Below are 12051 nucleotides of genomic sequence, written 5' to 3'. Positions count from 1 at the left end.
TTGTTCGTATCGGTATCTGCCAGCAGCTATTTCTGGACCCTCTTTTACTCGTCAGCAACGCATGAAAAAGATACTCCTGCTAACTGATTTTTCGGAAGCGTCGCGCCACGCTCTTTACTTCGCCCGCTCTTTTTTTAGTGAGTCAATTGCCGATTTTCATCTGCTTTGTGCCTATCCCAACAAGCCTGATAAGGGTTACAATACATCGCAATTAACGCAAACCATCCAAACCGCTTTTGCCGATCAGCTACAGGCCGTTATTGCCGATGTTCGCCAACAGTCGGTTAAAGATTGGCACAGCTTTCGGGCATCGGTTTTGCCCGGTACGTTACTCGATGTAGTGCGGAGCGCCCTCCGGTCAGAGTCTTACGATGTGGTCATTCTGGGCGCTAAAAAAGATGGAACGAACGAATTGGTTGGAAACAGCGCCACGCTACTGGTCCGTCATCTGACCGCAAATATGATGATCGTACCCGCCGATTTGCCGATACGGTCCGTTCACCGGATTGTGCTGGCTACAGATTTCTCCAGCCTGACAAATTGGGAGCTGCTTCAGCCCGTCAAAGATATTGTAGCGCTCAAAGGAGCGATTCTGACCCTGTTGACGATTGATGTACCGGGCAAAAAGATGATTCATGTGGACCAACAACAGCGTATCCGGCAGTTTTTCGGCCCGGTTAAACCGGCTATTGCCCGGCTACAGGCACCTTCTGTCAAAGAAGGCATAGATGCCTATCTGAACGGGCATATGGCCGATTTGCTCGTAACGATTCCCAAACATAAAGACCGGACCGACGCGCTGTCGGGTAAAAGCACGACGCGCAAGCTGGTTTATTCGCCCGATGTCCCGGTACTCACGCTCTACAACCCTGCCTCTTCACCATTTACCACATCACTGCTATGTACAAAATCTTATTATTGACCGATTTTTCGGCGGCTTCACGGCACGCCATTGCCTACACCCAAGCCCTGTTTGCCGACACGGCAACGGACTTTTGCCTGTTAAATGCCTTTCCCCTTGAACCGGAAGTAGGATTCAGCGGGGCCTTTCTGGTTGTTGAGCAACGCGAACAGGCCGAAAAAACACTGATAGCACTTCGCCATGAGCTTACTCAACAGCCAACACCCTCGTACCATACCTACCGAAACGTGGTTGTGCCGGGTAGTCCGGAAACGGCAGTAGATGTGATGCTACATCAGGAGTACTTCGATTTGGTCGTGGTGGGTGCAACCGGTGCCGGTCGCAGTGAATTGTTTGGCAGCGTTGCGACCGGTATGGTTCGAACGGCAACGACTAACGTACTCGTTGTTCCGGCGCTGTCCCCCATCCGACACCTCGAACAGATTGTGCTGGCTACCGATTACCGGTCGGTCAATGATGTCGAGTCATTTAAAATACTGGGTGACATTGCCAACCGGAAAAACGCCCAACTCACGCTGCTGACCATTGTAAAACCCGATCAACCCGCCACCTCTGAACTGAGCCGGGAGTATGTACAGGGGGCTTTCCCAACGGTTCGGACCGATGCGTACACGATTCACAATGATGATGTTCTGAAGGGCATTAATGCTTATCTGGATATTCATGCCGTCGATTTGCTGGTGTTGTTACCCCATCATAAAGGGTTCCTGGATGTGCTGCGCAACAAAAGCGTTACCCGCTCAATAGCCTATCACCCGCGTGTGCCTCTGCTTACGCTGTACGATTCCGGTTCAGTAAAATCATCCGGAGAGAGCACCACCGCCGAGCCCGACAGCCTTCCATTTGCTACTTACCTTTAACTGAAATTTAGTATGAAAGCCGAGAAATACCGCCAGCTCACAGATGTGCATCTCTTGCAGCGGATTTGGCGAAACGAACTCGAACTGGCTCTCCAGGAGGTTAACTTCTGGGAAGAGTTGCTTGGAACATTGAGCGAAGGGTTGTCCGATCGGGTGACCGAATCCGATACCTGGAAAGGAGAGATTAGCCAACTGCACCATTTTCGGCGACTGAGCAAACGGCTGCTGGACGAAATCCGGGATGTCGATGAGCAGGTGGCGGCCGGTGTCCGGGCCGATCATGTGCTGGATGCCGATACACGCCTGAATCACCAGTACCTGCGTCAGGAAATGGATAGCTTCCATGCCGACTTTCGCACATTTAAATCCGAAATCCGCCAGTACATGGTTCTCCAGCCAACGTTTTGAGTGATTTGTGTCTGTCGTACCCGACGGCAGAAAGCTGCTGAAAGGTACGTAACCACAGAGCCGCAGTGAACACAGAGGCATCCCACCGTAAAGTCTGTGCACCCTGCGGCTCTGTGGTTCTTTTTATTTTGTGAAACCGAGTGTAAGACCGCCTTTTGCGAGTCGAAGTTCGCTTCGATTGGCAAAAGGGCTGGTTATAACAGGCTTTTCTACACCCGGCATGTCTGCTGCTGGTTAATCCAGCTCAGCAATCGGTCGACGTCGGCTTTGTGAAAGAGTTCGGTGCCGGGGTTCATGGTGGCGGCTGTTCCGCAGGCGACGCCCAGCCGAATCATGTCGCTAAACGATTTCCCCTGCGACAGGGCATAAACCATTCCCCCAACCAGACTGTCACCGGCCCCCACGGTACTGACTTTTTCAATCAGGGGCGCCTGCACAAACTCCTGCTCGTTAGATGTTACCAGCGTAGCCCCCCGCGGACCCTGCGAAACAACAACGACTTCACAGCGGCCCGCCTGAATCAGGCTTTGGGCCGCTTCGACAATCTGCACCGTTTCGAGCCGTTCTACACCCACAAGGTGAGCCAGTTCGCCCAGGTTAGGCTTAATCAGGAAAACACCCTCCTCAAGAGCCGTCTGCAAAGCTTCTCCGGCCGTGTCGAGAATCAGGCGAATACCTCGCTGTTTGGCAATACGGGCAATGTGCGCGTAGAAATCCGTTGGCAGGCCGGGTGGTAAACTGCCGCTGGCAACCAGATAGTCGACCGGGTCGGATATTGTTTTCAGCTGGGCCAGACAGGGACTGGCCTCACCTGGACTGAGGATAGGGCCGGGCGTACCGAATCGGAACTGATTGTTGGGAATGGTTTCTGTAACCACAAAACACTCACGTGTCAGGCCATCAATGCCGATTATCTCGTAGTCGATGCCTTCCTTTTCTACCAGGTCTTGTAGGGTAAGCCCCGCCGAACCGCCCGACGTGAACAGGGCCGTCGAGGCACCGCCCAGCCGATGAATGGCTTTAGATACATTGATGCCGCCCCCACCAGCATCGTAACGGGGCTGAGAGCAATGGAGCTTCTGTTCGGGGATCAGTCGGTCAATGGTCATGCTAATGTCCACAGCCGGGTTGAGCGTGAGCGTAACGAGCATATTATGTACGTTTATATAAACGTGAGGCACGAACCAGTCAGTCGGTGCACCTGTCACGTGGCTTGGTGGGTAAAGATGGTGGGTGCGCAGGCAGCTTTCCATGATGCAGATTTGCTGGCGAACTGATCGGCATCATGCTGCGGCAGGATAGACTCCTGTAGGTTTGTGTCATAGTTTATAACACGCCAAATCATGATTCCAGCAACGATGAAAGCGGCTGTCCTGCACGGATATGGGCAGCCATTACAACTTGAAACGATTCCGGTGCCAAGCGTTGGCCCCGGTCAGATATTGGTTAAAGTAGCCGCCTGTGGCGTTTGTCATACCGATCTGCACGCCATTGATGGCGACTGGCCCGTGAAAGCCACCCTGCCACTCATTCCCGGCCACGAAGGGGTAGGTACCGTTGTGGGGGTGGGCGCGGGCGTAACCCATATCCACGAAGGTGAACGGGTTGGTGTTCCCTGGCTGTACTCGGCCTGCGGGCACTGCGAATACTGCTATTCGGGCTGGGAAACACTCTGTCATAATCAGCAGAATACGGGCTATTCGGTGCAGGGGAGCTATGCCGAATACGTAGTTGCCAATCCCGATTATGTGGGGCATATTCCCGATAGCCTGTCGTTCATCGACGCAGCCCCCATCCTCTGTGCTGGCGTGACAGTATATAAGGGCCTGAAAGAAACGGAAGTGAAACCAGGCGAATGGGTGGTTATTTCGGGTATTGGCGGGCTGGGTCACCTGGCCGTTCAGTATGCCAAAGCTATGGGTATGCACGTGGTGGCCGTCGATATCAGCCCCGAAAAACTGGCGCTGGCGAACGAAGTTGGTGCCGATCTAACCATAAACGCGTCCGCCGAAGACCCTGCCGCTATTGTTCAGGACAAAATAGGCGGAGCGCATGGCGTATTGGTGACCGCCGTTTCCCGAGCGGCCTTCGCACAGGGCGTAGATATGCTGCGCCGGAAAGGAACGCTCTCGCTGGTTGGTTTACCACCGGGCGATTTTGATATCAATATCTTCGACGTAACCCTGAACCGGAAAACCATTCGTGGCTCCATTGTGGGTACGCGGCAGGACTTAACCGAAAGTCTGGCTTTTGCCGCCGATGGCAAAGTACACGTCCATTACCGGACCGAACGACTCGACAACATCAACCAGGTACTTGCCGATATGAAAGCGGGGCAGATTGACGGTCGCGTTATTCTGGATTTTCAATAAAAATTAGCTGGAAGTGAGCGGAGGGCGGCAGCGATGGCCTTTGATCCATTGCTGCCGCCCTCCGCTCACTTCCAGCTAATTTTTAACTCGGAACCAAACAGATTGAGCTGTACCTTTGCGGCATGAAATCGGTAGTGGCGCTTTTTCTGGGGATGCTCATGCTGGCAGGAAGTCTGTTTCCGCAGACCGATGTGGAGGAGGTATACAAACTCCCCGGCCTGGTGTCGCATTACAAGCTGCACAAGCAGGCGGCTGGCGACGGCTTCGATTTCTGGCAATTTCTGGAGCTTCACTATAACATAGCTTCCAAACACGCCAAAACTCCGCACAAGGGCGTTAAACTGCCCATGTACAACCACCTCTCATCGGGCTTTGTCTTTATTCTGACGTACCTGCAATGGCGTCCCGATGTAGCGGCCGGATTACTTATCCTGCTGCCCGTGCGTTTTTCGTACGAAAATCTCTATTCCTTCCAGGCGGATTCTCCGCTGTTTCAGCCGCCCCGCTTAGGCTAACACTCTCTTTTGATTATCAGGCCATTCGAACCTGTGCTGTATGAGCATGGGTATCGGCTTCGTGGCTTTGTCACTCAACGAGTTAGCCAATCATGCTGCAAAAGATCATTCAGTTTAGCATCCGTCAGAAATTGATGGTGGTGCTGGGCGTCGTGGCACTCATTGCCTGGGGAACCTATGCCCTGCGGCAACTGCCCATAGACGCTATTCCCGATATTACCAATAATCAGGTTCAGGTGATTACACAGGCGCCCTCGCTGGCGGCTCAGGAAACCGAACAATTTATTACGTTTCCGCTCGAAACAACACTCCGGAATGTGCCAGGCGTTACCGAAATCCGGTCCATATCCCGATTTGGCCTGTCCGTTATCACGGTGGTCTTTGAGGAGTCGACACCAACATTTCTCGCCCGGCAACTAGTGGCCGAACAACTCAAAACCGTGGAGGCCGAACTAACGGCAGGTACCCCTCAACTCGCCCCGGTAACCACTGGTTTAGGGGAGATTTACCAGTATGTTGTTCGTCCCAAAGAAGGGTTTGAGGGACGGTATTCGTCCACTGATTTACGAACCATTCAGGACTGGCTTATCAAACGGCAGCTGGCGGGCGTGCCAGGTGTGGTAGACATCAGTAGTCTGGGTGGTTATCTAAAAGAATATGAAGTTCGGATCGACCCCGAGCGGCTTCGGGGTATGAACACCACCCTCACCGAAGTTGTCGATGCCCTGGCTGCTAACAACGCCAATACTGGGGGCAGCTACATCGAAAAAGGCCCGGAAGCGTTCTTTATCCGGGGCGAAGGAATGGTGAAAAATCCCGAAGAGATTGGCCAGATCGTTGTCAAAAACGCCGGGCCAACGCCCATTCTCGTGCGCGATGTAGCGCAGGTGGACATCGGACACGCTGTTCGTTATGGGGCCATGACCCGCAACGGGCGGGGCGAAGTGGTGGGGGGCATCGTGCTGATGTTGAAAGGGGCATCGTCCGAAAAAACCATCGAAGGGGTAAAAACGCGTATTGCCGAGATTCAGAAAAGCCTGCCCGCCGGACTCGTTATCGAACCGTTTCTGGATCGGAAGGTGCTCATCGATAAGGCCATTCATACCGTCGCCAAAAACCTGCTCGAAGGTGGGCTTATTGTGATGGCCGTGCTGCTGTTGCTGTTGGGCAACTGGCGGGCGGGCCTGGTGGTGGCATCGGTCATTCCGCTTTGTATGCTCTTCGCGCTGGGTATGATGCACGTCTTCGGGGTGTCGGCCAACCTCATGAGTTTGGGAGCCATCGACTTCGGGCTGCTGGTCGACGGCGCGGTGATTATCGTGGAAAGCATGATTTTTCAGATTGTGCACACCCAGGCTACCCGGTCGCAGTCGATGGACGAGATCGCGCTGGATTCATCCAGCCGGCTGATGCGGTCGGCCCTCTTTGGTCAGCTGATTATCCTGATCGTGTACGTACCGATTCTGTCGCTGACGAATATAGAGGGCAAGATGTTCCGGCCAATGGCGCTAACGGTCGGGTTTGCCATTATCGGCGCAATGGTCCTGTGCGTGACCTACGTACCCATGATGGCGGCCACCCTTCTCCGCAAAGACATCCAGGAAGAGGGCACCCTGGCCGACCGGATCATGAAAGCTCTCTACCGGGTGTACGCGCCCCTGCTGAATGGGGCCTTGCGCTGGCGGAAAGGTATTCTGGCGGCATCGGTCCTGTTGCTGGCTGGGGCCGTCTGGCTGTTCGGGAGGATGGGCGGGGAGTTTATTCCTAATCTCGATGAAGGCGATATTGCTATCAGCCTGTCGCTCAAACCCGGCTCGTCGCTGTCGCAAACGGTCGAGACAACCCGCCGGATGGAGACGATTCTCAAAAACGGCTTTCCCGAAGTAAACGAAGTCATCTCCAAAATTGGCACGGCCGAAATCCCCACCGACCCCATGCCCATTGAAGCCGCCGACGTGATGGTGCTGCTCAAAGAACCCGCCGACTGGACAACGGCATCGACTAAAGAAGAACTGATTCGGAAGATGGAACGGGCGTTGAGTGTGCTGCCCGGCCTTAATCTGGAGTTTACCCAGCCCATTCAATTGCGGTTCAACGAATTGATGACAGGTGTGAAATCAGACATTGCCGTCAAGATTTACGGCGAAGACCTTAATGTACTCTTTGCCAAAGCCAATCAGGCCGCGGCTAAACTGAAAGTAATCCCCGGCGTGGCCGACCTGAAAGTAGAGCAGATCAGCGGGTTGCCGCAGATGGTCGTTTCATACAACCGGCCCCGGCTGGCTCAGTACGGTGTGTCGGTGGCGAGTTTGAACCGGGTACTCAAAGCGGCCTTCGCGGGCGAGACCGCCGGGGTGGTTTTTGACGGTGAAAAGCGCTTCGATCTGGTTGTGCGGCTCGATAGCACCTATCGGCAGGACATCGACAACATCCGGCAACTCTACGTCGATCTGCCGAACGGCCAGCAGGTGCCGTTGGATCAACTCGCGTTGATCAGCTACAAAAATGCACCGATGCAGATTTCCCGCGACAACGCCCGTCGGCGGATTACCATCGGAATCAACGTGCGCGGCCGGGATGTGGAAAGTCTGGTTGGCGAGATGAGAGCGGTACTCGACAAAGACGTACCGCTACCGCCGGGATACAGCTACACCTATGGCGGGCAGTTCGAAAATCTGGTCAAAGCCAAAGAGCGGCTGGCCGTTGCGGTGCCGCTGGCACTGGTCATGATCGGTCTGCTGCTGTTTTTTACCTTCGGCTCCATGGGGCAGGCACTCATGATTTTTACCGCCATTCCGCTCTCGGCCATTGGGGGCGTACTGGCGCTGTGGGTGCGGGGAATGCCGTTCAGCATTTCGGCGGGGGTTGGGTTCATTGCGCTTTTTGGCATTGCGGTCCTCAACGGCATTGTGCTCATCAGCTATTTCAATCAGCTCGAAGCCGAGGGCATAGGCAATGTCATGGAACGGGTGAGACAGGGAACGGCGGTGCGCTTCCGGCCCGTGGTCATGACGGCCGCCGTGGCTTCGATGGGCTTCCTGCCAATGGCCCTGTCGACTTCGGCCGGGGCCGAAGTGCAGAAACCCCTGGCAACCGTCGTCATTGGCGGACTCGTATCGGCTACTTTGCTCACGCTGGTGGTGCTGCCGGTTATTTATAGTCTGGTAGCAGCGGATTCTCATAAACGCATCAATCATGAAGAATAAACCTATAAATCGACTAACGATCTGGTTCATAGCCGGACTGGCTGGTTTGACGGCCTGCTCGTCGCCCGCTGACAAACCGGAGGAGACACCCGGCAAAACATCGGCTCCACCCAAAAATACGGTTACCATCAGTGCGGCTCAATTCCGGGAAACGGGCATCCAGTTGGGTGGTCCGGATACCCTGACGCTGGGCGCAACGATTCAGGCAACGGGCAAACTCGAAGCACCCCCCGACCAGTGGGCGACAGTTAGTGCGCCGATGGGGGGCTTTGTCCGGTCGGCCCGCCTGGTAGAGGGCGATTTTGTCCATAAAGGGCAGGTGCTGGCCGTGCTGGAACACCCTGACTATGTGAAACTGCAACAGGAGTATTTACAGGCCATTGCCCGAAGCCGGTTTGAGCGGCAGGAACTGGATCGGCAAACGGAACTCAATCGGGAGGAAGTGGGTGCCCGCCGGAAGCTCCAGCAGTCGACGGCAGAGTTCGAAACAACTCGTGCCTTGCTAAGTTCGCTGGAAGCCCAACTGGCGCAGCTACATATCCCGCTCGAAGCCCTTCGAAACGGCACTATAAGCCGCACCATTCCGTTGCTGGCCCCTATCAGCGGTTATGTCGATAAGGTAAACCTGCGGCTTGGCCAGTTTGTGGGTACAACGGATGTGCTGGTCGAGATTGTCAGTAAAGAACACCTGTACCTTGAACTTCGGGTGTTCGAAAATGATATCCGGCATGTACGCGAAGGCCAGCTCGTTCGGTTCACCATCCCGCAGCAGCAGTCGGGCGAAATGCAGGCGAAGGTGTACCGGGTAGGGCAGGCTTTCGATGCCCAGACAAAAACAATTCTAGTCCATGCCAATTTGCTGCCAAATCCGCAGGGGCGTCTCTTTGCGGGCTCCTACGTGCGGGCCACCATTCTGGCCGATCCCCGCAAAGTGGTAGCCTTGCCGGAGGATGCGCTGGTTAATCAGGGGAGCCAGACCTTTATGTATGTTCGGGAGGCTGTTAATCGGTCAGAAATTTATCAATTCAGGCTGGTTCCCATTCAGACCGGGCTTACGCAAAACCATCGGACAGAAGTTAGGTTACCATCTACAATAGACCCTTCGTCAATAGTCCGTCAGGGGGCTTACTTTATCAGTGCTGAACGGGCCAAAACAGCCGGTTGACTGTAGCCCGGACGGCCGCGTCCGGGTGCATATACAACCTATTTTTCGCCCGGATGTGGCCGTCCGGGATATATGTTATTAATTGAATTAGCTGTCTGACAATAAGAGATCAATGGAAGAACAACTTAAACCCCATCAGGCTGAGCGTGGACAGAAGTCGACGCTGGTAGGTATTGCCGTCAATATCGGATTGGTATTGGTGAAAGGTACGGCCGGATGGCTGGGCAATTCCTACGCCCTCATTGCCGACGCCATGGAATCGGCCACCGATATAGTAACCTCCATCTTTGTGTGGGTAGGCCTTCGCACGGCCGCCCGCGCTCCCGACCACAATCACCCATACGGGCATGGCAAAGCCGAACCGCTGGCGGCTATCGTGGTGGCCTTCGCTCTGGTAGGGGCCGCTATTCTGATTGCCGTGCAGAGTATCCAGAATATTCGCATACCGCACGAAACCCCGGCTCCATTTACGCTGGCGGTGCTGGCAGGCGTTGTCATTGTGAAAGAAGTTCTGTTCCGGTGTGTTGCGCAGGTGGGGCATGAAACGGAAAGCAGCGCCGTAAAAGCCGATGCCTGGCACCACCGCAGCGATGCCATCACATCGCTAACAGCCTTTGTCGGGATTAGCGTTGCCCTGATTGGCGGGCCGGGGTACGAAAGTGCCGATGACTGGGCGGCTCTGCTGGCATCGGGCTTTATCATTTACAACGCCTACCATATTTTTCGCCCCTCTTTCGGCGAAATTATGGATGAAACCCCCGAAGGTGACTGGCAGCAGGAATTGCAAACGCTGGCCATGACGGTTCCGGAGGTGAAAGGCATCGATAAATTCAGGGTACGTAAAACAGGCTTCGAATACTTCGTAGATCTGCATGTTCGTGTGCCCGGTAATCTGACTGTTAGCCAGGGACATGACATCGCCCATGCTGTAAAAGCGGCTATTCTGGATGCCAGACCCGCCGTATACGACGTGCTGGTGCACATTGAACCGGTGTGATTTTTTGTTGTTCCGGCACAACCGGAACAATAAAAATGCTTATCCCAGCCTATTCGCTTTCCACCTGCTTTTGGTGGCTGTTGTTGGTATCGCAGTTCCAGTGCTTTTGGGGGTATTGTTCTCCATCAGCCACGCAGCCAGAACGGCGGCTAGTTGCTGCTCGGTGGCATCGGGGGCAGGGGTTAGTTTGTCGGGGGTGAAGTACTTGCTCACGAAACCCGTGTCGAACTGGCCGGATCGGAAGGCGTCGTGCTCCATCACAAAGCGGCAGAACGGCAGCGTCGTCTGCACGCCCGAAATCTGGTACTCGTCGATGGCCCGAATCATTTTCTGGATGGCTTCATCCCGCGTGTCGCCGTAAGTGATGAGCTTGGCAATCATAGGGTCGTAATAAATAGGAATTGCCATGCCCTGCTCAAAACCATCGTCGACCCGAACACCGTTGCCCTGAGGCCGGATGTACGTATCGAGCGTACCTACATCGGGCAAGAAGTTGTTGGCAGGGTCTTCGGCATAAACCCGCACTTCAACGGCATGACCTTTAATGGCTAAGTCCTCCTGCCGGATGGCGAGCGGTTTGCCCTCGGCGACGTAAATCATCTGCTTCACCAAATCGACGCCCGTAATCTGTTCCGTTACGGGATGCTCCACCTGAAGTCGGGTGTTCATCTCCAGAAAATAGAAATCGAGGGTATCGTTAACGATAAATTCAACCGTGCCTGCGCCGTAGTAGCCGCAGGCACGGGCTACATCGACGGCGGCCCGGCCCATGGCGTCACGGATTTCGGGCGTTAGGATGGCCGAGGGAGCTTCTTCAACGACTTTCTGGTGCCTGCGCTGCACCGAACACTCGCGCTCGAACAAATGGATGATGTTACCGTGCTGATCGCCCAACACCTGAATTTCGACGTGACGGGGTGAGGTGACGTATTTCTCGATAAACACCGACCCATCGCCGAAGGCCGAAATGGCTTCACTCACGGCTCGGTCCATCTGCTCATCGAAATCGGCTTCGCTTTCCACCACGCGCATTCCTTTGCCACCCCCGCCCGCACTGGCTTTAATCAGAATCGGGTAGCCTATTTTCGCCGAAATGACTTTGGCCTCAGCCCTGTCGGTGATGGCCGATGGTGTGCCGGGAACCATTGGGATGTTATAATTGGCCACGGCTGCTTTTGCCGCCAATTTGCTGCCCATCACCTCGATACTCTCGGGTGAGGGACCAATAAAAATTAATCCAGCCTCACGAACAGAACGGGCGAAACCCGCATTTTCAGACAGAAAACCGTACCCCGGATGAATAGCGTCGACATTTAGTCGCTTACAGACATCAATGATGACATCTGTTTTCAAATACGATTCGGAGGAAGGGGCAGGCCCCACACATACCGCTTCGTCGGCATAGCGGACATGAAGAGCATTTCGGTCGGCTTCGGAATAAATGGCGACGGTCTTTATACGCATTTCGCGGGCGGTGCGCATAATCCGCAATGCGATTTCGCCCCGATTGGCGACAAGAATTTTCTGAATAGTTGGCACGGTACTACTTGGTAATGTTAAGAATAAATAACCGGGCTGTAGCTGGCGTAACATTCCGGCAAAGTAT

The 12051-nt window shown here is 54.5% G+C and carries 10 protein-coding genes; 8 read left to right on the top strand and 2 right to left on the bottom strand.

Translation table 11 applies throughout. The features are described from left to right. Positions 1-61: 61 nt before the first annotated feature. Genes NT073_RS22425 through NT073_RS22415 form a run of 3 tightly spaced genes read left to right on the top strand, consistent with a single transcriptional unit; the run spans position 62 to position 2190 of the window. Positions 62-922 carry a universal stress protein gene (locus NT073_RS22425; protein ID WP_297377904.1) on the top strand — a complete coding sequence of 287 codons (861 nt, stop codon included), beginning with the start codon at positions 62-64 and terminating at the stop codon, positions 920-922. Continuing rightward, positions 901-1782, top strand: coding sequence for a universal stress protein (locus tag NT073_RS22420; protein ID WP_297377901.1), 882 nt, complete (start codon positions 901-903; stop codon positions 1780-1782). The genes NT073_RS22425 and NT073_RS22420 overlap by 22 nt, the downstream gene beginning before the upstream one ends. A gap of 12 nt (positions 1783-1794) precedes the next feature. Continuing rightward, positions 1795-2190: a hypothetical protein gene (locus NT073_RS22415; protein ID WP_297377898.1), complete on the top strand. Its 396-nt coding sequence runs from the start codon at positions 1795-1797 to the stop codon at positions 2188-2190. 209 nt (positions 2191-2399) lie between these two features. Here NT073_RS22415 and NT073_RS22410 read toward each other — a convergent pair whose 3' ends face one another. Continuing rightward, entirely contained in the window at positions 2400-3341 is a 942-nt protein-coding gene (locus tag NT073_RS22410) for a 1-phosphofructokinase family hexose kinase (protein ID WP_297378376.1), read from the bottom strand. Between the two features lie 192 nt (positions 3342-3533). Here NT073_RS22410 and adhP point away from each other — a divergent pair, with 192 nt between their 5' ends. From adhP to NT073_RS22385, 5 genes are all read left to right on the top strand, one after another. Then, positions 3534-4562, top strand: a complete 1029-nt coding sequence (gene adhP, locus NT073_RS22405) for an alcohol dehydrogenase AdhP (RefSeq protein WP_297377895.1) — start codon at positions 3534-3536, stop codon at positions 4560-4562. Between the two features lie 122 nt (positions 4563-4684). Beyond that, on the top strand, positions 4685-5077 hold the full coding sequence (locus NT073_RS22400; RefSeq protein WP_297377893.1) for a hypothetical protein: 393 nt from the start codon (positions 4685-4687) through the stop codon (positions 5075-5077). Between the two features lie 92 nt (positions 5078-5169). Further along, the gene (locus NT073_RS22395) at positions 5170-8283 is read left to right on the top strand and encodes a CusA/CzcA family heavy metal efflux RND transporter (protein WP_297377890.1); all 3114 of its coding nucleotides are present in this window, start codon (positions 5170-5172) and stop codon (positions 8281-8283) included. Further along, positions 8273-9448: an efflux RND transporter periplasmic adaptor subunit gene (locus tag NT073_RS22390; protein WP_297377887.1), complete on the top strand. Its 1176-nt coding sequence runs from the start codon at positions 8273-8275 to the stop codon at positions 9446-9448. The genes NT073_RS22395 and NT073_RS22390 overlap by 11 nt, the downstream gene beginning before the upstream one ends. Positions 9449-9560: 112 nt before the next feature. Continuing rightward, entirely contained in the window at positions 9561-10445 is an 885-nt protein-coding gene (locus NT073_RS22385; RefSeq protein ID WP_297377884.1) for a cation diffusion facilitator family transporter, read from the top strand. Positions 10446-10484: 39 nt separating this feature from the next. Here the strand turns inward: NT073_RS22385 and accC are convergent, their stop codons facing one another. Continuing rightward, the gene (accC, locus tag NT073_RS22380; protein ID WP_297377881.1) at positions 10485-11984 is read right to left on the bottom strand and encodes an acetyl-CoA carboxylase biotin carboxylase subunit; all 1500 of its coding nucleotides are present in this window, start codon (positions 11982-11984) and stop codon (positions 10485-10487) included. Between the last annotated feature and the right edge of the window lie 67 nt (positions 11985-12051).

Source organism: Spirosoma sp. (assembly GCF_026391055.1).
Classification (GTDB): Bacteria; Bacteroidota; Bacteroidia; order Cytophagales; family Spirosomataceae; genus Spirosoma.
This window is presented reverse-complemented; position numbering and strand designations above follow the sequence as displayed.

Excerpts from the sequence above, each read along its gene's own strand:
- NT073_RS22425 (WP_297377904.1), top strand. The coding sequence starts at position 62 with ATGAAAAAGATACTCCTGCTAACTGATTTTTCGGAAGCGTCGCGCCAC.
- NT073_RS22420 (WP_297377901.1), top strand. The coding sequence starts at position 901 with ATGTACAAAATCTTATTATTGACCGATTTTTCGGCGGCTTCACGGCAC.
- NT073_RS22415 (WP_297377898.1), top strand. The coding sequence starts at position 1,795 with ATGAAAGCCGAGAAATACCGCCAGCTCACAGATGTGCATCTCTTGCAG.
- NT073_RS22410 (WP_297378376.1), bottom strand. The coding sequence starts at position 3,341 with ATGCTCGTTACGCTCACGCTCAACCCGGCTGTGGACATTAGCATGACC.
- adhP (WP_297377895.1), top strand. The coding sequence starts at position 3,534 with ATGATTCCAGCAACGATGAAAGCGGCTGTCCTGCACGGATATGGGCAG.
- NT073_RS22400 (WP_297377893.1), top strand. The coding sequence starts at position 4,685 with ATGAAATCGGTAGTGGCGCTTTTTCTGGGGATGCTCATGCTGGCAGGA.
- NT073_RS22395 (WP_297377890.1), top strand. The coding sequence starts at position 5,170 with ATGCTGCAAAAGATCATTCAGTTTAGCATCCGTCAGAAATTGATGGTG.
- NT073_RS22390 (WP_297377887.1), top strand. The coding sequence starts at position 8,273 with ATGAAGAATAAACCTATAAATCGACTAACGATCTGGTTCATAGCCGGA.
- NT073_RS22385 (WP_297377884.1), top strand. The coding sequence starts at position 9,561 with ATGGAAGAACAACTTAAACCCCATCAGGCTGAGCGTGGACAGAAGTCG.